20 protein-coding genes and 1 pseudogene are annotated in these 20,387 nt (G+C 70.8%); 10 read left to right on the top strand and 11 right to left on the bottom strand.

The genetic code is table 11. From position 1 onward, the window contains the following. The 3 genes and pseudogenes from AB0O15_RS18330 to AB0O15_RS18320 form a co-directional block, all read left to right on the top strand. A partial coding sequence (locus AB0O15_RS18330; protein WP_364319737.1) for an amidohydrolase family protein occupies nucleotides 1-465 on the top strand: 465 nt, incomplete at its 5' end. Beyond that, on the top strand, nucleotides 462-917 hold the full coding sequence (locus AB0O15_RS18325; RefSeq protein WP_364319736.1) for a MaoC family dehydratase: 456 nt from the start codon (nucleotides 462-464) through the stop codon (nucleotides 915-917). The genes AB0O15_RS18330 and AB0O15_RS18325, both read left to right, overlap by 4 nt. Further along, nucleotides 917-1,090 (top strand): annotated as a pseudogene (locus AB0O15_RS18320) (hypothetical protein); the annotation flags it as partial. The gene AB0O15_RS18325 and the pseudogene AB0O15_RS18320, both read left to right, overlap by 1 nt. A gap of 151 nt (nucleotides 1,091-1,241) precedes the next feature. Here the strand turns inward: AB0O15_RS18320 and AB0O15_RS18315 are convergent. Together AB0O15_RS18315 and AB0O15_RS18310 are read right to left on the bottom strand one after the other, a co-directional pair. Next, nucleotides 1,242-1,889, bottom strand: coding sequence for a GntR family transcriptional regulator (locus AB0O15_RS18315; protein ID WP_364319734.1), 648 nt, complete (start codon nucleotides 1,887-1,889; stop codon nucleotides 1,242-1,244). Next, on the bottom strand, nucleotides 1,886-2,107 hold the full coding sequence (locus AB0O15_RS18310; RefSeq protein ID WP_364319732.1) for a hypothetical protein: 222 nt from the start codon (nucleotides 2,105-2,107) through the stop codon (nucleotides 1,886-1,888). Before AB0O15_RS18310 ends, AB0O15_RS18315 begins: the two co-directional genes overlap by 4 nt. 255 nt (nucleotides 2,108-2,362) lie before the next feature. Between AB0O15_RS18310 and AB0O15_RS18305 the strand changes: the two genes are divergently transcribed. Together AB0O15_RS18305 and AB0O15_RS18300 are read left to right on the top strand one after the other, a co-directional pair. Next, nucleotides 2,363-2,527 (top strand): hypothetical protein, encoded by a 165-nt coding sequence (locus tag AB0O15_RS18305; protein WP_364319731.1) that lies wholly within the window; start codon nucleotides 2,363-2,365, stop codon nucleotides 2,525-2,527. 96 nt (nucleotides 2,528-2,623) lie between these two features. After that, complete coding sequence (locus tag AB0O15_RS18300) at nucleotides 2,624-3,697, top strand: GGDEF domain-containing protein (protein ID WP_364319729.1); 1,074 nt, start codon at nucleotides 2,624-2,626, stop codon at nucleotides 3,695-3,697. Nucleotides 3,698-3,741: 44 nt separating this feature from the next. Here AB0O15_RS18300 and AB0O15_RS18295 read toward each other — a convergent pair whose 3' ends face one another. After that, nucleotides 3,742-4,488: an alanyl-tRNA editing protein gene (locus AB0O15_RS18295; protein WP_364319727.1), complete on the bottom strand. Its 747-nt coding sequence runs from the start codon at nucleotides 4,486-4,488 to the stop codon at nucleotides 3,742-3,744. Between the two features lie 281 nt (nucleotides 4,489-4,769). Between AB0O15_RS18295 and AB0O15_RS18290 the strand changes: the two genes are divergently transcribed. Further along, nucleotides 4,770-5,900, top strand: a complete 1,131-nt coding sequence (locus AB0O15_RS18290; RefSeq protein ID WP_364319725.1) for a substrate-binding domain-containing protein — start codon at nucleotides 4,770-4,772, stop codon at nucleotides 5,898-5,900. On the opposite strand, the gene smpB is transcribed toward AB0O15_RS18290, so the two are convergent. Beyond that, nucleotides 5,897-6,379, bottom strand: a complete 483-nt coding sequence (gene smpB / locus AB0O15_RS18285; protein WP_364319723.1) for an SsrA-binding protein SmpB — start codon at nucleotides 6,377-6,379, stop codon at nucleotides 5,897-5,899. The genes AB0O15_RS18290 and smpB overlap by 4 nt on opposite strands. 210 nt (nucleotides 6,380-6,589) lie before the next feature. Here smpB and AB0O15_RS18280 point away from each other — a divergent pair, with 210 nt between their 5' ends. Further along, a complete protein-coding gene (locus tag AB0O15_RS18280; RefSeq protein ID WP_364319721.1) occupies nucleotides 6,590-9,424 on the top strand; it encodes a M36 family metallopeptidase in 2,835 nt (944 codons plus the stop codon). A gap of 42 nt (nucleotides 9,425-9,466) precedes the next feature. On the opposite strand, the gene AB0O15_RS18275 is transcribed toward AB0O15_RS18280, so the two are convergent. From AB0O15_RS18275 to AB0O15_RS18265, 3 genes are all read right to left on the bottom strand, one after another. Then, the gene (locus AB0O15_RS18275; protein WP_364319720.1) at nucleotides 9,467-11,164 is read right to left on the bottom strand and encodes a heme peroxidase family protein; all 1,698 of its coding nucleotides are present in this window, start codon (nucleotides 11,162-11,164) and stop codon (nucleotides 9,467-9,469) included. Nucleotides 11,165-11,286: 122 nt separating this feature from the next. Next, nucleotides 11,287-11,562 carry a hypothetical protein gene (locus AB0O15_RS18270; protein WP_364319719.1) on the bottom strand — a complete coding sequence of 92 codons (276 nt, stop codon included), beginning with the start codon at nucleotides 11,560-11,562 and terminating at the stop codon, nucleotides 11,287-11,289. A gap of 104 nt (nucleotides 11,563-11,666) precedes the next feature. Next, nucleotides 11,667-12,428 carry a hypothetical protein gene (locus tag AB0O15_RS18265; RefSeq protein WP_364319718.1) on the bottom strand — a complete coding sequence of 254 codons (762 nt, stop codon included), beginning with the start codon at nucleotides 12,426-12,428 and terminating at the stop codon, nucleotides 11,667-11,669. Between the two features lie 125 nt (nucleotides 12,429-12,553). On the opposite strand from AB0O15_RS18265, the gene AB0O15_RS18260 reads away from it, so the two are divergent. Continuing rightward, nucleotides 12,554-13,081 carry an N-acetyltransferase family protein gene (locus AB0O15_RS18260; RefSeq protein WP_364319716.1) on the top strand — a complete coding sequence of 176 codons (528 nt, stop codon included), beginning with the start codon at nucleotides 12,554-12,556 and terminating at the stop codon, nucleotides 13,079-13,081. Nucleotides 13,082-13,177: 96 nt separating this feature from the next. Here the strand turns inward: AB0O15_RS18260 and AB0O15_RS18255 are convergent, their stop codons facing one another. Then, nucleotides 13,178-14,410 carry an EAL domain-containing protein gene (locus tag AB0O15_RS18255; protein ID WP_364319714.1) on the bottom strand — a complete coding sequence of 411 codons (1,233 nt, stop codon included), beginning with the start codon at nucleotides 14,408-14,410 and terminating at the stop codon, nucleotides 13,178-13,180. Nucleotides 14,411-14,547: 137 nt separating this feature from the next. Here AB0O15_RS18255 and AB0O15_RS18250 point away from each other — a divergent pair, with 137 nt between their 5' ends. Continuing rightward, nucleotides 14,548-14,877 (top strand): putative quinol monooxygenase, encoded by a 330-nt coding sequence (locus AB0O15_RS18250; protein WP_364319712.1) that lies wholly within the window; start codon nucleotides 14,548-14,550, stop codon nucleotides 14,875-14,877. Here AB0O15_RS18250 and AB0O15_RS18245 read toward each other — a convergent pair whose 3' ends face one another. The 3 genes from AB0O15_RS18245 to AB0O15_RS18235 are packed head-to-tail and all read right to left on the bottom strand — an operon-like array spanning nucleotide 14,878 to nucleotide 19,054. Further along, nucleotides 14,878-16,248, bottom strand: coding sequence for a heterodisulfide reductase-related iron-sulfur binding cluster (locus tag AB0O15_RS18245; protein ID WP_364319711.1), 1,371 nt, complete (start codon nucleotides 16,246-16,248; stop codon nucleotides 14,878-14,880). Further along, entirely contained in the window at nucleotides 16,248-17,600 is a 1,353-nt protein-coding gene (locus AB0O15_RS18240) for an FAD-binding oxidoreductase (RefSeq protein ID WP_364319710.1), read from the bottom strand. The genes AB0O15_RS18245 and AB0O15_RS18240 overlap by 1 nt, the downstream gene beginning before the upstream one ends. Further along, complete coding sequence (locus tag AB0O15_RS18235) at nucleotides 17,600-19,054, bottom strand: FAD-linked oxidase C-terminal domain-containing protein (protein WP_364319708.1); 1,455 nt, start codon at nucleotides 19,052-19,054, stop codon at nucleotides 17,600-17,602. The genes AB0O15_RS18240 and AB0O15_RS18235 overlap by 1 nt, the downstream gene beginning before the upstream one ends. A gap of 247 nt (nucleotides 19,055-19,301) precedes the next feature. On the opposite strand from AB0O15_RS18235, the gene AB0O15_RS18230 reads away from it, so the two are divergent. Next, nucleotides 19,302-20,387 (top strand): sugar phosphate isomerase/epimerase, encoded by a 1,086-nt coding sequence (locus AB0O15_RS18230; protein ID WP_364319706.1) that lies wholly within the window; start codon nucleotides 19,302-19,304, stop codon nucleotides 20,385-20,387.

Raw genomic sequence — 20,387 nt, 5'->3', positions numbered from 1 at the left:
TACCCGTTGTACGAGGTGATCGAGGAACTCGGCGTGCCGGCCCTGTTCCACACCGGACAGACCGGCATCGGCGCCGGGTTGCCGGGCGGGGGCGGGATCCGGCTGCGGTACGCCAACCCGATGCTGGTCGACGACGTCGCGGTCGACTTCCCCGAACTGCGCATCATCCTCGCCCATCCGTCGTTCCCGTGGCAGGACGAGGCGCTGGCGGTCGCCACCCACAAGCCGTACGTCTACATCGACCTGTCCGGCTGGTCGCCCAAGTACTTCCCGCCGCAGCTGGTCCGCTACGCCAACTCGCTGCTGCAGGACAAGGTGCTCTTCGGCTCGGACTACCCGGTGCTGACCCCCGACCGCTGGCTCGCCGACTTCGCGAAGCTCGAGATCAAGCCGGCCGTCCGGCCCAAGATCCTCAAGGGGAACGCCGCCCGCCTCCTCGGACTCGACAAGGAGACCCCCGGATGACCATCGTGAACGGACTCGACGAGAGCAAGGCGCTGACCGGCCGGGACCTCGGGCGCAGCGACTGGCTGGAGATCACCCAGGAGCGGGTGAACCAGTTCGCCGACGCCACCGGCGACCATCAGTGGATCCACGTCGACGTCGAGCGGGCCCGTGGCGGGCCGTTCGGTGCGACCATCGCCCATGGTTACCTCACCCTGTCGCTGGTGATCCCGCTGCTCACCGCCATGCTGGAGATCCGCGGCACGACCATGAGCGTCAACTACGGGCTGGACAAGGTTCGTTTCCCGCACCCGGTGCGGGTCGGTTCGAAGATCCGGCTCGCCGCCACCGTGGCCGAGGCGGCCGAGGTGGCCGGGGACGGCGTACAAATGCTGATCGATCTCACGGTGGAGATCGACGGCGAGCCGAAGCCGGCCTGCGCGGCCCGGGCCGTCCTGCGCCACTACTTCTGATGACGGCCATCCCGGAGCGCAACCAGGGCCTCGGGTCCTGGCCGGCGAGGCGGGCGGTGATGTCGCCGGGCCGGACGGCGCTGATCCACGACGGCCGGGCCACCATCTATCCCGAGCTGCATGAGCGGGTCACCCGGCTGGCCCACGGGCTGCGGTCGGCCGGTGTCGGCCCCGGCGACCGGGTCGATTGGCGGACCACCCGCCAACCGTGTTCCCAACCCCCTCAGGGCAGAACACCTGGATCGTTACGCAACACGTACAGCAGCGGGGTTTCCGGGTCGGCGGTGACCTCGTGCGACTCCCCGTTCACGCTGATGGTCGTGGTCATGCCTTCTCCCCGAACACCTCGGGATGGTTGCCCAGCTTGATCCGGGTACGCCGGATGTGGCCGGACACGAACCGGCCGGCGTCGATCTCGTCCCGCCGGAACATCGCGTCGATGATCAGCCGGTGCTCGGCGTTCACCACCCGCATCCGGCTGGGGCCGCTGATCCGCACGAACGCCCGGCGGTAGTACTGCGTCGAGTTCCACAGCCGGTGGACGGTGGCGCTCAAGTGCTCGATCTTGCAGCCGGCATAGGTCAGCAGGTGGAACTCGCGGTCGAGCTCGAGGAAGCCGTGCACGTCGGTGCCCCGCTCGATCTCGTCCTGCAGCTCGGTCAGCCGGTACAGGTCGGAGTCGTCCAGTTCAGGCAGGCTCTCGGCCAGGGCGAGCGGTTCGAGTTGCTCGCGCATCCGGTAGATGACGTCGACCTCGTGCATGCTGAGCCGCGGCACGCGGGCGCCCTTGTTCGGCTCGTTCTCGATGAGTCCCTCGCCTGCGAGCATCTGCAGCGCCTCGCGGACCGGAAGCCGGCTCGCACCCAGTTGCTGTGCCACATCTTCCTGCCGCACCCGGTCGCCGGGGCCGAGGGCGCCGCCCAGGATGGCGTCGCGCAGGTGAGTGGCGATCCGTTGCGTGGCGACCGTCATGCCGTCGCCTCCGCGGCGGACTCGGCGTTCAAACAGGGCCGGCCGTGCGGGTCGGAGCCCGATGGCGCCAGGGAGGAGACCCGGCGTTGGCTCTCGTGAAGGCCCGGCACGTAAAGGTATTCGCGGCCGAGGACGTCGACCAGGAAGGCCTGGGCGTCGTCGAGGCCGGGCACGGTGGAACCGGTTTGGTCGAGCCACCGCAGTCCGGGCAGTTCCACGGTCGTCCTCCTGTCTGCCGTCCGGGGTTGTGTCGTCGCAACCGATCCACTTTTGGATCCAATCGGAGCCTAGCGCGCGAACATCGGCGGCGAAAGGCTTGAAATTGGATCCAATCCTGTGGCAGCCTTGTCGGCGAGAGCGAAGGAGGACCCGATGCCCCTACACCGCACACTCCACCCGGACGCGCCCTGGACCGAGCTGGCCGCCGCCGACGCCGACTGGGATGCCGCCGACTCCTCCGATGGGACCGGCTCATGCCGTGGCAGCAGACGCAGCGGCAGGCTCACGAGACGCCGAAGGGCACGTTCGTCTGCCACCCGGACGGGAACCACGGGGTGTCGAACCTGCGGTCGATCGCGCGGCCGTCGATCGCGGACTGGACGCGCGGGCAGTTGAGCGGGAGTGGCGATGGCAATTGATCTCAATGTCCGGCCGCGCGTGTGTCCGCGGCCTCGTGGGGACGGGTTCCCGGATACATTGCTCGTGGCCGATCCCGCCCGGGTCGAAGGAGAGCGATGTCCGACGCTGACACGCACGTCCAGGCGCTACGTACGCTCATCTCGGTCAGCAAACGGGTGCACGGGAGTCTCGACCTCACCCAGACCCTGGACGCGGTCGCGGAAGGCGTCGTCGAGGCGGCCGGCTTCGGGCTCGCCGTGGTCAACCTGGCCGAGCCCAACGGCGACTTCACCGTCGTCTCGGCGGCCGGCAGCGACAAACTGCGCCGCGAGATGGTCGGCACCAAGGGGAGCGCGGACAACTGGCACGAGCTGTTCCGGCGGGCCGACCGGTGGGACAACCTGTACTTCGTCGACCATCGCAAAGGCGTTCCGGAAAGCCTCTACACGTGGGTTCCGGACATCCCGGAGCCGGACGACCCGGACGCCTGGCATCCGCTGGACTGCCTGTTCGCGCCGCTCATGGCGCCCGGGGGCTCCTGGGTCGGGGTGCTCAGCGTGGACCTGCCGGTCAGCGGCATGCGGCCGGGACCGGAGCAGCGGGAGATCCTCTCGCTGTTCGCGGAGCACGCGGCGATCGCGATCCTGCACGCCCGGATGCACTCGGCGCTCGAGCACAGCCAGGAGGAACTGCAGCACGCGGCCACCCATGACTCGCTGACCGGGCTGGCGAACCGGGCATTTCTGCGCGAGCGGGTGAACGCGCTCCTGCGCGAGCCGGGACGTGAGGTCGGGGTGCTGGTGATCGACCTGAACGGGTTCAAGCGGGTCAACGACGCGGCCGGGCATGAGGCGGGGGACGAGGTGCTGCGGGTGGTGGCCCGGCGGATGCGGCGGCACATCCGCGAGGGGGACCTGCTGGCGCGGATGGGTGGCGACGAGTTCCTGGTGGTGCTGTCGGGCGAGAACCTCGAGGGGCCGCTCCGGGAGACGGCCGACCGGCTTCGCGAGGTGGTCGGCAAGCCGATCGAGACGGCCACCGGCGTCCACTTCGTGGGGGCCAGCGTCGGGGCGGCGCACGGCACGGCCGGCGACGACTTCGGGGCGCTGGTGGAGGCGGCGGACACCGAGATGTACAGGGTCAAGCGCCAGCGGCGCCTGCGATCGGCCGACCCCGGCATCCCGGCCTGAAGGGGACGGCACCGCGGGGCCGCGGCGGGTGGGGTCAGGTGGGGTCAGGTGGAGAGCTTGATGCGGACGCGGCGGTTCTGGCGGCCCTTGCTCTCGACCTTCTGGACGGTGATGTGACCGACCTGGGCGGTTGAGGCCACATGGGTGCCGCCGTCGGCCTGGATGTCGAGGCCGACGATGTCGACCACGCGGATCTCGGGCATCTCCAGCGGGGGCAGGGCGTCCTGGGTGCGGACCAGGTCGGGGATGGCCAGCGCCTCGTCGCGGGGGAGGATCCTGGCGACGATCCGGCGGTCAGCGGCTATCTCGGTGTTGACGGCGTCCTCGAGGGCCTGTTTGAAGCCGGGCGGGACCTCGGGCAGGTTGAAGTCCATGCGGGCCTCGCCCGGTTGCATGTTGCCGCCGGTGACCAGGGCGCCGAAGTCGCGGAACACCGTGCCGCAGAGGATGTGCAGGCCGGAGTGGGTGCGCATCAGGGTGGAGCGGCGGTCGTCGTCCAGGGCGCCGCGAACCGCGGTTCCAGCCTTGGGGATGGGGTCGCCGGGGGCGGGGATCAGGTAGAGGTCGTCGCCCTTGCGGGTGTCGATGACGCGGGTCTGCACGCCCTCCCAGAGCAGGACACCGTGGTCGGGTGGCTGCCCGCCGCCGCCGGGGTAGAAGGCCGAGCGGTCCAGGACGATGCCGGCGTCGGGGTTCGCCGGGTCGGACCACACCACGGCGCAGTCCCATTCGCGCAGGGTCGGGTCGGTCCAGTCCAACCGGTGCGTGTGCCCGTGTTGTTCGAACGCCATCCGACGATCCTAGGCCCGGACGCTCGGTGACCAAAGACTTCCAGCCAGTAACAGAGCGTAGGAGTTGAGGTTCATCGGATGATCTCCGCTTGCGCAGGGTGGGGGATGCTTTTACGGAACGTGAGGACGGATCGGCTTTTCGGTTATGAAATGGATGTGAGGGGGGCTCGGAGTGCACCGATCGGCCCGGCACGACGTATCTTGGACCAGCGCCGAGGGCCCGCCATCCCTCGCGGCACGCCTCGATTCCCCCTTGAGGACCCCCGAGAGGACCCCCGTACATGCGTAAGGCAATGGCGTCGCTCGCCGTGTTCGGAATGCTGGCCACGGGTGGACTCTCCGCCTGTACCGGTGATGACGGGGACGGCGGCGCGGCCAACGGTAGTGGTGGCACCAAGACGAATGCGACCGGTAAGGGCGGCGTCGGCATCATCATGCCGGACAAGACGTCGTCGCAGCGCTGGGTGTCGGACGACCCGAAGTATCTCGCGGAAGCGTTCAAGGCGGCCGGCGTGCCGGCTGACATCCAGAACGCCGACGGCGACAAGACCCGGTTCGTCCAGATCGGCGAGAGCATGATCGCCGGCGGCGTCAAGGTGTTGATGCTGACGAACCTCGACTCCCCTTCGGCCAAGATTCTTCTGGACAAGGCGAAGGCCGCCGGCATCAAGACCATCGACTACGACCGTCTGACGCTCAACGGCGGCGCCGACTACTACGTGTCCTTCGACAACAAGGCTGTCGGCGTCCTTCAGGCGACCGAGCTCACGAAGTGCATCGCCGCCCAGAACTACACCAACCCGGTGATCGCCGAGCTGAACGGTTCGCCCACCGACAACAACGCCACCGAGTTCAAGGCCGGGTACGACGAGGTGCTGCAGCCGCTGTACGACGCGGCGAGCTACACCAAGGGCCCGGACCAGTCGGTGCCCGACTGGAAGAACGACCAGGCGGGCCAGATCTTCACCCAGATGTTCGCCCAGCAGCCGCGCATCCAGGGTGTGGTCGCCGCCAACGACGGTCTCGGCAACGCGGTCATCGAGGTGCTCCGCAAGAAGAAGCTGAACGGCAAGGTGCCGGTCACCGGCCAGGACGCCACCGTGCAGGGTCTGCAGAACATTCTGCTCGGCGACCAGTGCATGACCGTCTTCAAGAACACCAAGGACCAGGCGAACAAGGCCGCCGAGCTGGCCATCAAGCTCTACAACGGCGAGCAGCCGACCACGGTCGAACAGCAGAAGGACGTCGAGTCCGGCGCGTACGTGCCGTTCGTCAGCCTTCAGCCCAAGGCGATCACCAAGGATAAGATCAACACGGTCATCGAGGCCGGCTACGCCACGTACGCCGATGTCTGCAAGGGCAAGTTCGCCGAGCTCTGCGAGGAGAACGGCATCGTCAACCCCAAGCCCTAGCGGGTCCGGCCCTTCAGGCGGCGGCCCATGTGCCGGGCGATCTCGCGTTTCGCGTCCCGCTCGGCCAGGGCCTGCCGCTTGTCGTACGACCGGAGGCCCCGGGCCAGGGCCAGTTCGACCTTGGCCCAGCCGTCGTTGAAGTAGAGCGACAACGGTACGACCGTGAGCCCGTGCTCGTCGTGCAGGCGAGCACGGATCCGGTCGATCTCCACCCGGTGCAGCAGCAGCTTGCGGTTGCGCCGCGGCGCGTGGTTGGTCCAGCTGCCGAAGCCGTACTCGGCGATGTGCAACCCGTACAGGATGAGTTCGCCCTCGTGCTCGCCCGCGAACGCGTCGCGCATCGAGCAGTAGCCCGCGCGTAGCGATTTCACCTCGGTCCCGGCGAGCACCAGCCCGGCCTCGTACGTCTTGAGGATGGCGTAGTCGTGCCGGGCCTTCTTGTTGGACGCGACGAGGGTGCGCCCGGTCTCGCGGGTCATCCGGTCATTGTGCGCGAGGCGTGCCGGAAAGTCCGTCAATAACGACGCCTTGACCGCCGGCCGGGCGCCGGGCACCGGCCGGCCCGATCAGCGACGTCGTGACCGAACCCCGGTCAACAAATCGTCCGAACACATCAATACATGCAAATCATTGAGTAGTCTCCGACTGTCCTGAAGAGATCCTCCAGGACCACAGCTCAGGAGGCGCGCGTGCACAGACGCACACGTTTTGCCCTGGTCGCGGGGCTACTCGCGACAACCACCCTGATCGCCGCCGGGCCGACGCCGGCCGGCGCGGCGCCGGCGCCGGCCGCGCCCACGGGAACACCGCTGACCGGCGAGCCGGTCGGCCACGAGCACGATTTCGTCGACAACCGCGGCGGCGCGGTCGCTCCCCGCGCCGGAGCCCGGGTCGCGGGCGCCCGCTTCAACAAGTTCGGCACGCCGGCCCGCCTGACCGGCAAGCTGGCGACCGGCCTGTCGAAGGACCCGGTGGCCGCGGCCAAGCAGTACCTCAAGCAGAGCCGCGGCCTGTTCGCCCTGGACGCGGCCTCGGTCGACAACCTCCAGACGGTCTCCAGCACGCCGGTCGGCCAGGGCTCGGTCGTGCTGCTGCGCCAGAGGTTCGGCAAGCTGCCCGCCGCCCACGACGGCCTGGTCGCCGTCGCGGTCAAGGCCGGCGACGTCCTCTCGGTCAGTTCCACGCTCAGCCCGGAGGTGGCCGCACCCGAGCCGGCCACCCTCACCCAGGCCCAGGCGGTGACCGCCGCCCTGCGCGACGCCAAGCTGACCCGGGCCGACCTGGCGACCCACCGGGTCCGTACGGTCGCCATGCCGATGCCCGGCGCGCCCGCGCGTACCGCGTTCGAGGTCGTGCTTCTCTCCAGGAGCGGCGAGCTCGGCTACACCACGTTCATCGACGCCCGCGACGGCAAGGTCCTGGTCCGCGAGAACCTGGTGAACAGCGCCGAGGCCGAGTCGGAGGACAACCCGCACTGGAAGGTCTTCGTCAGCACCCCCACCACGGGCGCCGACTCCCGGGCCACCTGGTGCGCCGCGGCCGCCCCCGAGTGCTCGCGGGTGGTGCTCGACCCGGCGACCGGCAAGGCGTGGGACATCGACCCGGACACCGGCGTCACCTCACAGACCACCAGCGGCAACTCGGCCTACTCGGTGCGGTTCTGGGACGCCGCGTCGCCGCAGGTCCCGGCCACGCCGAGCCCGACGCGCGACTACACGTACCCCTTCACCAACCAGTGGAACTCCACCAAGTGCGACCCCACCACGCTGGCGTCCCCGCAGCAGGCGGACGTCGACGCGGCCACGACGAACCTGTTCGCCATGCACAACCGGATGCACGACTGGTCGTACCACCTGGGCTTCACCGAGGCGACCTGGAACCTGCAGAAGACCAACGTCTCGCCGTACGGCAAGGGCGGTGACGCCGAGCGCGGCAACGCGCAGCAGGGCGCCAACACCCAGAGCACCCGCAACAACGCCAACCAGGCCACCCCGCCGGACGGCGTGACCCCGACGACCAACATGTACATGTGGCAGCCGATCGCGGGCAACTCGTACCCGCCGTGCGTCGACGGCGACTACGACATGACGGTGATCGGGCACGAGTACACCCACGCGATCAGCAACCGGATGATCGCCGGCCCGGACTCCGGCATCAGCTCGCAGCAGGGCGGCTCGATGGGCGAGAGCTGGTCCGACCTGCTGGCCATGGAGTACCTGTTCGAGTCGGGCTACGTGCCGCGCGGCAACACGCCGTACGTGACCGGCGGCTACGTGACCGGCGACCTGGCCACCGGCATCCGCAACTACGACATGAGCAACAGCCCGCTCAACTACTCCAACTTCGGGTACGACCGCGGGCCGGCCGTGCACGCCGACGGCGAGATCTGGAGCGCCACCCAGTTCGACGTACGCCGCAACTTCATCTCCCGCTACGGCACGGGCACCCGCACCCTGCAGGAGAGCTGCGCGAACGGGCAGACGCCGGCCACCGAGTGCCCGGGCAACCGGCGCTGGGCCCAGCTGGTGTTCGACTCGTTCCTGCTCGCCGCCACCGGTCAGATCAGCATGCTCGACATGCGCGACAACATGATCACGGCGGACGCGCTGCGCTTCGACGGGGCCAACGCCGACCTGCTGTGGAACGCGTTCGCCGTCCGCGGCATGGGCGCCGGCGCCTCCAGCGGCCCGGCCGACATCGACCCGGTGGCGAGCTTCGCGTCGCCGTACACGGAGAACGTCGAACTGACCTTCAAACCGGCCGGCGGGGGAGCGGGCAAGGTCGCGCGCCTCTACATCGGCGACTTCGACTTCGGCTCGACGCCGGTCGCCGACACCGACCCGGCCACCCCGATCCCGGACACCTTCACCGTGGTGCCGGGCACCTACAAGTTCCTGGCCATCGGCAAGGGTCTGGGCCACAAGAAATTCACCCAGCCCGTGTACGCGGGCGTGACCACGGCCGTGACCGCGGTGATGCCGAGCAACCTGGCGTCGTCCACCAACGGCGCGACGGCCGCGGGCGACGGCGTCAACGCGCAGAACCTGCTCGACGACGCCGAGGCCACCTCGTGGAGCGGCACCGGCGGCGTGGCGGGCAGGACCGTCACCGTCGACCTGCCCGGTGACGCCGCCCAGCTGGTCTCCCGGGTCCAGGTCAGCGGCCTGACCGGCACCATGATGACCTCGGTCCGGAAGTTCGAGGTGCTGACCTGCAACGCGCGCGCCGGTCAGGACTGCGCCACGGACGCCGGGTACCGCTCGGTCTTCGTCAGCCCCGACAACGCGTTCGCCACGGGCTCGTTCCGGCCGAAGATCCCGGACGTCGTGATCAAGTCGTTCACGGTCCGCCCGGGCAACGCCACCCACGTGCGGTACCGCACGCTCACCAACCAGTGCACCGGCAACCCGCTCTACGCCGGTGAGCAGGACAACGACCCGCGCAGCACCACCGACTGCGCCTCCTCGACGACGCCGGGCGCGACCACGGTCGCCACGGCCGAGTTCCAGGTGTTCGGCAGCTGATGGGAAAGAGGGCCGGGGACATCGTCCCCGGCCCTCCGCACATCAGGCGGGCGGCGGTGCCGGCGTCTCGTTGCCGAGCGGCGCCAGCAGGTCGGTCCGGCCGTCGAACGTGAACAGCAGCAGGTCGACCATCCGGAAGTCGCCCGCCTTCGAGGCGACGCCGGGCGTCGGCCGCCAGGACGGGTCGCGGAGGATCGAGATCCGGCTGGCCTCCATGGCCCGGTGGAACACCTCGGCGACGATCCGGCCGCCGACCCCGGTCAGCCGGCCGCCGTTCAGCTCGGCCTCCCGCAGGATGTAGAACCACAACGGCGTGCGCTGGAGGAACTCCTCCCGCTCGGCCTCGGTCAGCGTGTCGAGCTTCGCGCCGCCGGCCCCGTTCAGCAGCTCGTCGTCCTTCAGCTTGCCCACCCCGAGGAACTCGGCCATCTGCTGCCCGCTGGCCAGGTTGACCATGTTGGCCCGGACCAGGTTGCGGAAGGCCAGGTTGAGCCGGGGTGAGCCGGCCTGGACGCCCTTGCCGCCGAACGCGCCGAGCGGCAGCTCCGCGAGCGGGTCGACGAGGAGCGTGTCGATGCGCTGCGCCAGGTTGATGCCGTTCGGCGCGGCCAGGTCGGCCCGGCCCGCCTCGCCGGCGAAGTCGTACATCCGCCGCCAGTCGACCGTCCAGTTGGTGGGCAGCCGCTCGAACAGGCCGGATTCCTGGTCGTTGACGTTGGGGTTGAACGGGTCGAAGTTGCCGCTGGTGCCACTGAAGATGAACAGCAGCCGCAGGGTGCCGCGACCGCCGCTGAAAACCCGGTTCCAGTCGTACGCGGCCCGCACCATGCTGTGACCCAGCCGGTACGCGGCGACCGAGAACTCGATCGGCATCGTCGGCGTGTCACCGAACTGACGGGACGGGTTGCCGTGGTCGTCGAGCTTGACCGGCGGCTCGAAGAACTTCCGGCCGTTGGTGAAGACGTCGTCCACGATGGACTTGTCCACGATGCGCGGCAGGAAGTCGGTCTTCAGCATCCACTGGTAGTGCTTGACCACCAGCTCACGGGCCCGGTCGAAGAGCTGGGTGCTGGGCACGCTGCGGTCGACCAGGAAGTCGACCACCCGGTTGTGGAACCGCTGGAACGCCAGGTGGGTCTGCGCGACGACCAGGTTCTCGTCGTTGCGCTTGTCCGGGATCTGGGCGGCCTGCCGCTCCGCCTTGGTCGATCCCTGGGTGACGCGCGGCAGGTCGTACCCGTTGAGGTTGACGTTGGTGCCCGGGTCCGGGCCGATCGCGGCGGTCTGCCCGACCTTCAGATGAATCTTGTCGTCGGCGTAGAACCGGTCGTCGGCGGCGTCGGCCGGGCCGCGCCCGTACACCGAGTCGAGGTCCAGCGCCGGGGACCGGCCCTGGATCAGCTCCGCGACCGTGACGTGCTCACCGAGCGCCGCCGCGGTGTTGTCCAGAGTGAGGTCGTGATCGACGAACTGGCCCAGGTAGGTGAACCCGGCCGGCACCGGCGGATCGGCCGAGACCGGCTGCACCTGCCCCTCGGCCGGCTTGACCGTCATGGCCTTCGCGACCTTCTCGAGCAGCAGCTCGTCGTGCGCCTCGCCCTTCCGGCCCAGCCGCGAGAACCGGAATTTTCGCAGCTCGGCCAGCGGCGTCGGATCTTCCCGGTGCTTCTTGCCGTGCTCGTCCGTGGTCAGGATGCCCTCGCCGACCACGAAGTAGTTCTCGCGCATGTGACGCTTCACGCTGCGCACCTTTCCCCCGAGGGACGCCGGCCGCCGCGTAGGCGACCGGCGGGACACGTCCCCCTCGGCCGTGTCCGTGGTGAGGGAGCGACCGAGGTGGCGGAAAGATACCCGGGTGTCGGTTATGCGACGACCGGCGGGATCGGCCGGCGCATCGAGTACGTCACCGAGGCGAGCCGATGAGGCTCGTTGATCACGTGGATGGCGGCGCGGTCGTACGACTGCCACCCCGCCGCCCCGGCCCGGTTGAGGTGTCGCAGGTCGTCGAACCGCTCGTCGGTGCCCCACCGCAGCACACCGCCGGGGTGGTGGAACGTCGCCGTCCAGTCCATGAACTTGTCCGCGCCGAAGGTGCCGGCCGAGCGGTATTCGAGCCTCGCGTATTCCCAGTTCGCCACGAGATCCATTATGCCGCCGCCTCCTTTGCGGACGCTCGGTGAATGGGCCTGAACAGTCCGCGGCGACGACCCGCAACGGCCGGCCCGGCGGGCCGCGGTGGACGCTAGCCGGTGGTCACGCTGAGCTGGGCCATGCCGGCGGCGGCGTCGAGGTCGACCCGGTTGCCGGCGCCGGACCAGTCGTCGGGGGTGAAGAGGGCGCCGGCCGCGACGCCGTCGTGGGACTGGCCGGCCAGCACCACCCGGCCGGCGCCGCTGCCGACCCGGACGCGGACCGGGATGCCGTCGGCCGAGTGCAGGGCGAACTGGTTGACGCCGCCGGTCAGCCGGACCGCCAAAGTGCCTTCCGGGCGCGGCAGCCGCAGGTCGAGCACGGTCCCGCCGTCGTACAGGGCCACCGCGCTGACCCGGGCGCCGGCCAGGTCGACGGTGCGCCGGTCGGCCGGGCCGTGCACGCCCAGGTCCCAGGTCACGCCGGGGGCGAGCAGCAGCTCGACCGGGCCGGCGGCCATCTCCAGCCGGATCCGGCCGCCGTCGTCGGTGGCGTGGCCGGCCGGGCGTACCCGGTAGAGCTCGCCACCCAGATCGGCCGTCCGCACCGTGATCTCGGTCCCGCCGACCACGTCGATCCCGGACGACGCGCGACGCGGCGTGGAGACGGCCGGCGCCTGGCGGTCCATCGAGAACACGATCAGCGCGCCGGCGACTGCCACCGCCAGCGCCAGGCCGGCCAGGAGCAGCCGCCGAACCCGCGGGGTGTGCAGTTCCGTTGCCGGCGGAGGCGGAGGGGGCGGCGGCAACGGGTCCGGCTTGCGTCCGGCGACCGGCATCTCCAACGTCGGGTTGTCCCACTCCGGTGCGGTCATGCCCCTCAGTACGGACAGTGGGGGCGCGCGGTTCGTTGTCCGGACGGGACAAGCGCCGGACGAGGGACCTCACGGGTCACCTCCGTCGTCCTCACCCCCACCCGGGCCGGCAGGATGATGGTCGCATGTCGTTGATCATCCGTGACGCCGGTTCCGAGGACGCCGCCGCCTGCGCGGCCATCTACCGGCCGTACGTGCTGGACACCGCGATCACCTTCGAGACCGAGCCACCGCCCGCCGCCGAGATGGCCCGTCGCATCGAGACCGCGAACGTCTCGCACGCGTGGCTGGTCGCCGAGTTCAACGGCAGGATCGTGGGGTACGCGTACGCCCGGCCGTTCGCCGTCCGGCCCGCCTACCGATGGTCGTGCGAGGTCAGCGTCTACCTCGAGACCGGCCTGCGGCGCACGGGGGCCGGCCGGGCCCTCTACGAGGCGCTGCTGCCACGGCTGGCCGGCCGCGGCTTCCGGGTCGCGGTGGCCAAGATGACCCTGCCCAACGACGCCAGCGAGGGCCTGCACGCCGCCCTGAACTTCCGCCCGGTCGGCGTCCACCGCCGGATCGGCTGGAAGAACGGCGCCTGGCACGACGTGGCGATCACCCAGCTCGATCTGGCCACCGACGATCTGGCCGCCCCCACCGAGCCGACCTGATCGACCCGCGTCCGGGCCGGATGGCGGGGAACGGCCTGGAGCCGCACCCGGGCCGCCGAGATGGCGGGACCGTGTGTCCGGCGTACCGGAAAAGGGTTATGGGGCGGTGAGGCGGCCGACCATGGCGTGGGCGGCGGCGGTGACCAGGGCGCGGTCGTGGCTGACGGCGAACTCGAAGCGGCGGTCGGGGTCGGGGCCGGTGTCGCCGAGATCGCGGGCCATCAGGGCGGCCGAGGTGTGCGCGCCGAGGACGACGACGGTCCACTCGGCGGCCAGCGGGTCGCGCGCCGAGAGGGCGCCGCCGCGGACACCGGGGGCGGGGAACGCGGGCATGTCCACGCCCAGGGCCGCGACGAACGGCAGCCGGGCGGCGAGGTCGGTGAACCGGCGGACGGTGGACGGCTGGAAGAACGAGGCGTGCTCGAAGGCGGCGAGCAGGATCGGCGGGACCGCCTCCTGAGCCGCCATCAGCTCCAGCGTCTTCGACACCGGGACGAGCAGGTGCTTGGGGGCCTGCCGGATCCGCCGGTCGGCGCCGATCAGCTGGTACGGCGTGGTGTGCAGAGCCGCGCCGATCGGGCGGGCCGCGAACCGCTCCGGCGCGGGCGTCCACCGGTCGAGCCGGCGCTCGCCCCGCCCCCACAGCCAGCCCTGCCCCAGGGTCGCCCCCAGCACCAGCGCGCGGGTGAGGTCCTCGGGAACCTCGATGCCCTCGGCGACGACCTCGGCGCCGGCCTGTTCCGCGTACGCCCGGACCGCCCCGGCCACCGCGACCGTGGCCGGGTCCTTCACGGTGCGCAGCAGGCCCAGGTCGAGCTTGACCACCTCGGGGCGCAGCAGCGGGATGAAGGCCAGCGACTCGGGCTGGGCGCCCACGTCGTCCAGGGCGATGGCGCAGCCGGCGGCGCGCAGTCGTTCCGCGGCGGTCAGCATGCCGGCCAGGTCGTCGGCCAGCGCCCGCTCGGTGATCTCGACGACCACCTGGAGGTGCCCGGCCCGCCCGGCCAGGGTCTCGAGCACCATGTCGAGGTGCTGGGTCAGGGTGCTGGGCTCGAGGTTGACGAAGACGGTGAGCGGCCGCCCCTCGGACAGCGCGTCCGCGTCGGTCAGGGCGGTTCGCAGCGAGGCGTGTTCCAGGTCGGCGAGGCGCCCGGTCTCGTGCGCGGCGGCCAGCAGCGCCAGCGGCGAGTGCAACGGGGTGCCCGCGGGGCCGCGCATCAGGGCCTCGAAGGCCGGCACGGAGCCGGTGTCCACGTCGACGAAGGGCTGGAAGACGCACGACAGTCCGACGCCGGCTAGGACGTCGTCGCGCGTGGCTACGGCGCTCACCTCAGACTGATCGGCAGCTGCCCCCACAACCTTGAGCCTAGTGAACGATCAATCCGAACGACCGTGCCCCCGGCTGGTGCACGCCGGCCGCGGGCACGGAAGCATGGCATCCGACCGCACGAGCAGAAGGAGTCACGTTGATCTTCATCACCGCGAAGTTCCGGGTGAAGCCCGAGCACGCCGAGGACTGGCCGCGGATCGCCGGCCCGTTCACCGAGGCCACCCGGGCCGAGCCGGGCTGCCTTTGGTTCGACTGGTCCCGCAGCCTGGACGACCCGGCCGAGTACGTCCTGGTCGAGGCCTTCCGCGACGGTGACGCGGGCGGCGCCCACGTCACCTCCGCGCACTTCAAGCAGGCCCAGCTGGAGCTGCCGCCCTATCTCGCCGCGACGCCGAAGATCGTCAGTCAGACGATTGACCAGGACGACTGGTCGGAGCTGGGGGAGATGGCGGTCCCGAGCCGCTGATCAGCGGCCTGGTCCGGTCAACTCGGCGGTGCCGAGGTTGCGGATCGACGCGTCCAGCACCTGCGCGGTGTGCGCCAGCGCGATGCTCCCGCCGCGGCGGCGCACACCGGCCGCCACCTGCATCAGGCAGCCCGGGTTGGCGGTGACCAGCAGCTCGGCCCCGGTGGCCAGCACGCTGGTGGCCTTGCGGTCGCCCAGCTCGGCCGCCGGCGCCGGGTTCAGCACGTTCCACACGCCGGCCGAGCCGCAGCAGATCTCCGGGTCGGCGATCTCGCGCAGCTCCAGGCCGGGAATGCCGCCCAGCAGCGCGCGGGGCTGGGCGCGGACGCCCTGGGCGTGCCCCAGGTGGCAGGCGTCGTGGTAGGCCACGGTCAGCGGCAGCGGATGCCGCTCGGCCACCGGTCCCAGCTCGGTCAGCAGCTCGGAGAGGTCGCGCACCCGCCCGGCGAAGGCGGCCGCCCGCTCGGCGTAGATCGGATCGCCGGCCAGCAGGACGCCGTACTCCTTCAGCGACGACCCGCACCCCGCGGCGTTGACCACGAACCAGTCCATGCCGCTGCCCTCGAAGGTGTCGATCAGCCGCCGCGCGAACCCCCGCGCCTCGTCACCGCGCCCGTTGTGCACGCTCAGCGCGCCGCAGCAGCCCTGGCCGGCCGGCAGCACCACGTCGCAGCCCTCGGCGGCCAGAATCCGGACGGTCGCCGAGTTCACGTCCGGGAAGAACGCGCTCTGCACACAGCCGGTGAGCATCCCGACCACCGCCCGCCGCGGCCCCCGGGCCCGGACCAGCGCCGGCGGCCTGGGCACCCGGCGCAGCCGCGGCGCCAGCGAGTCGAGCGTGGCCAGCGTCGGCGCCAGCCGCTCCAGCAGCCCCGTCCGCGCGACCAGCCGCTGCAGCCCGCTCGCCTGATAGATCCGCAACGGCCCTTTCAAGAGCCTCAACCGCTTCGGGTACGGGAACAGCGCGAAAATCGCCTTCCGCAGCGCCCGCTCCTTCGCGCTGCGCGGGTGCCGCCGCTCGACCTGGGCCCGGGTGTCCTCGATCAGCCGGTCGTACTTGACCCCCGACGGGCACGCGGTCACACAGGACATACAGCCCAGGCAGTTGTCGAAGTGCTGCACCATGCTCGGGCTCAGCGGCTCCCCGGTCAGCCCCTGCGACATCAGATGGATCCGCCCGCGCGGCGAGTCCATCTCCTCGCCCCAGAGCACATAGGTCGGGCACGTCGGCAGGCAGAACCCGCAGTGCACACAGTCCGACAGCAGCTCCCGCGACGGCGGATGGTCGTCGTCGAAGGCCCGGACCGGCCCCAGCACGTCGCGCGGCGCCGCCGTGGGTTCGCTGCCGTGCGTGGCGTCGATGTCGGCCATCAGATCCCTCCCACGAAGCGCCCGGGCGCGAACAGCCCCTGGGGGTCGAACTGGTCCTTCACCCGCCGCATCAGCTCCAAACCACCCACCGGCCCCCACATGTCCAGCCTGTCGCGCACCGTGGCCGGAGCCGTGAGGACGACGGCGTGGCCGCCCGCTCGGGTGGCGGCCTCGCGCAGACGCGCGACCGCATGTCCTACCTCTTCACCCCTTTGCTCTGCGCACTCATACTCACCCCCTGCGGGCCGGCCGGGAGCACCGCCGGCCGGCTGGCCGGCCGCCTCGCCAGGCGCCGGTCCCTGGTCAGCGGCCTGGGCGGGCGGATGTGAAGCGTTCCTCTCAGGCTCGCTTTGCTCTGCGCACAAATACGTACCGGGTAGTCCCGCGTACAGGACTCCGGAGGCGGCGGAACCGCGGATGGTCAGGGGGAGAGAGGTGTCCAGGGCGGCCGTGAACAGGTCGGGGACGCGGGAGAGGGAGGCGGTCAGCTTGATCCCGACGTCGCCGGGGCACCACGGATAGGTGCCCCACCACGAGGGGTGTTGCCTATACGCGCTCAGAGCAAAGGGGGCGGGGGAGAGCAGTTCGGCGAGGACCTCGGCGCGATGGCGGACGCCTTCGGGGGTGCCCTCGACGAGGACGGCCACCTCGAGGTCGCCGGACGGCGGGGCGTTGACCTCGACCGCGGACGGCACCACCTGGGCGTCCAGCACCGCCGCGACCAGGCGGCCGGCGGCGGCCGGGGACGGGGCGGTGGCGGTGACGAACGCCGAGGCGAACGGGCGCGGGTGCAGGCGGAACGCGCATTCGGTGATCAGCCCGAGCGTCCCGTACGAGCCGGTGTACAGCTTGCCCAGGTCGTACCCGGCGACGTTCTTGACGACCTTGCCGCCGGAGCGTGTGACCGTGCCGTCGGCCCGGACCACCTCGATGCCGATGAGCAGGTCGCGGGCCGTTCCGTAGAGGACGCGGCGGGGGCCGCTGACGTTGGTGGCGACGGTGCCGCCGATGGTGGCGCCGGGCAGCGGCGAGTCGAGGGCCAGTTGCTGGCCGGGCAGGTCGAGGTCGTCCAGGCGGGTGCCGGCGCCGAGCACGGTGATCAGGTCGCCGGCGGCGTGCTCGCGGACGCCGGCCAGGCGGTGGGTGTCGATGATGAGGTCGAGCGCGCGGGGCGGCGTACCCCAGTCGATCTTGGTGGCCCCGCCCCGCACCACCACGGTGAGCCCGGCCGCGGCTTTGACCAGCGCGGACGCCTCGGCGGTGGACGCCGGAGCGGCGACCAGCCGGGCCCGGACCCCGCCCACCACGTCGTCGTCGCCGGCCGGCCGGGTCAGGTCGTCGAGCTGGGTCATCAGAACACCTCCGCGATGCCGGCCTCCTGCAAGGGGTGTGCGCCCTTGTGCCGGCCGGGCACCTCGCCGCACAGCCGCGGCGTGGGGAACACCTTGCCGGGGTTGGCCAGCCCGTCGGGGTCGAACGCGCAGCGGACCAGCTGCATGGTGTCGAGGTCGTCGTCGGTGAACATCCGCGGCATGAACCGGGCCTTGTCCATGCCGACGCCGTGCTCACCGGTGATCGAGCCGCCGAGCTCGATGCAGATCTCGAGGATCGCCCCGGAGACGTCCTCGGCGCGTTCGGCCTCGCCGTCCACCGCGTCGTCGAAGAGCACCAGCGGGTGCAGGTTGCCGTCGCCGGCGTGGAACACGTTGGCCACCCGGACACCCTTGGCCGTGGCCAGGTCGGCGATCCGGTTCAGCACCTCGGTCAGCGCGGTCCGCGGGATCACGCCGTCCTGCACGATGTAGTCGGGGCTGATCCGGCCGACCGCCGCGAACGCGGACTTGCGGCCCTTCCAGATCAGGACCCGCTCGGCCTCGTCCGCGGCGACCCGGATCTCGAACGAGCCGGCCTGCTCGCACAGGGACACCACCTGTTCGAACTGGGCCGAGACCTCGGCGGCGGGACCGTCCAGCTCGACCACCAGCACGGCGCCGGCCCCGTCCGGATAACCGCAGCGCACGGCCGCCTCGGCCGCCTCGATGGCCAGCGCGTCCATCATCTCGATGGCCGCGGGCACCACCCCGGCGGCGATGATCGCCGAGGTCGCGGCGCCGGCCTCGTCGGTGGAGGGGAAACCGGCGAGGAGGGTACGCACGGCCTCCGGCCGCCGCACCAGACGTACGGTCACCTCGGTCGCCAGGCCCAGCGTTCCCTCCGAGCCGACGAACGCGCCGAGCAGGTCGTACCCGGGGGCGTCCGGCGCGTCCCCGCCCAGCCGGACCAGGTCGCCGCGGGGCGTGACCACCTGGGCGCCGACCACGTGGTTGGTGGTGAAGCCGTACTTCAGGCAGTGGGCGCCGCCCGAGTTCTCGGCCACGTTGCCGCCGATCGAGCAGATCTGCTGGCTGGACGGGTCGGGCGCGTAGTAGTAGCCGTGCGGGCGGGCGGCCTTGCTGACGTCCAGGTTGATCACGCCGGGCTGCACCACGGCGCGTTCGTCGGCCGGGCGTACGTCCAGGATGTCGCGCATCTGCGAGGTCACCAGCAGCACCCCGTCGGCGTGCGGGAGGGCGCCGCCGGACAGGCCGGTGCCGGAGCCGCGGGCGACCCAGGGCACCTTGGCCCCGACGCAGGCCCGGATCACCGCCGCGCACTCCTCGGCGGTGTGCGGCAGCACGACCAGCGCCGGGACCACCTTGTAGTGGGCGAGGCCGTCGCACTCGTAGGTCCGCAGCCGCTGCCGGTCGCTGATCACCCGGTCGTCGCCGAGGAGCCCGCGCAGCACCGCCGCAAGATCATCGATCATGCCGTCCTCCTCACGCCCAACCTAACCGTCACCGGACGACTACGGATACTTTTGTCTGAATCGATGAAAGTTGTGCGTTCGGATCATCAACTTCTTTGTTAGGCGGTCTTTCTTTTCACTTTGGACCGGGATAGCGTCTCGACCAGACGTAACACATTCGACACAGCTTGTTCTCAGGTCCACTTCGGACCCTCTCTTGAAACGATTCGCCAGCGGCCGACGAGCCGCCATCGAAAGGTGGGCACCCATGAGTGAGGCAATCCAGAAGGCGCCGGTCAGCCGGCGGAAGTTACTGGCCACCGCGGCCGGCGCCGCGGCCGCTCTCGGCGCGGCCGGTCTCCCGGTCCTGCAGACCGCCAAGCCGGCCATCGGCGAGGCCAAGCTGCACGCCGAGCCCCTGATCCCGGCGCAGAACCGGGGCATCATCCTGTACAGCGTGCGGGACCGGATCTCGGCCGCCCCCGACACCACCGGCGTCCCGTACGGCTTCGAGCGGGTGCTCGCCCGCATCGCCGAGCTCGGCTACAAGGAGGTCGAGTTCGCCGGCTACACGCAGAACACGGCGATCCTCGGCCGGCAGATCACCCCGGAGGAGATCCGGAAGATCCTGGACGACAACGGGCTGGTCGCCAACGGCACGCACACCTCGATCAACGCGGCCACCTTCCAGCAGCAGCTCGACATCGCCGAGACGCTGGGCATGAAGAACATCGGCACCGGCTCCGACCCGACCGGCAGCGCGTACCAGTCCGACTGGGACGCCGCCGCCGATCTGTGGAACACCCTCGGCGCCCAGGCCCGGGAGCGCGGGCTGCGGCTCTACACCCACAACCACGACGCCGCGTACGGGTTCCTGCTCGACGCCGGCCCGCTGGACGCCAACGGCCGCCCCACCCGCTCGTCCGGCATCCGCAAGCTCGAGTACTTCATGGCGAGGACCGACCCCAAGAACGTCTTCTTCGAGCTGGACATCTACTGGGCGTACGTGGCGCAGTACCGCTTCAAGACCTACGTGAACTCGGCCGGGAAGACCCGCACCGACATCTTCGACCCGATCCTGACCGTGGCCAACCGCACCAAGCGGTTCCCGCTGTTCCACGCCAAGGACGGCGACCGGGACACCAGCCAGTCCGCCGGGTACGTGATGACCCCGCTCGGCGAGGGCGACATCAACTTCCAGCAGTTCTTCGAGACCATCGGCGAGCCCGAGTTCCACCACGCCAACTGGGAGATGGACACCGCTCCCGGCGGCACCGCCAACCCGGGGCAGTCGCTGGCCTACGCGGACCTGAGCTACGACAACATGTCCGCCCTCTCGATCTACAAGCGCTGA

It is taken from the genome of Actinoplanes sp. NPDC089786 (assembly GCF_040684855.1).
In the GTDB taxonomy this organism is placed as follows: Bacteria; Actinomycetota; Actinomycetes; order Mycobacteriales; family Micromonosporaceae; genus Actinoplanes.
The sequence above is the reverse complement of the archived record's forward strand: the minus strand, read 5'-3'. Positions and strand labels throughout refer to the sequence as shown.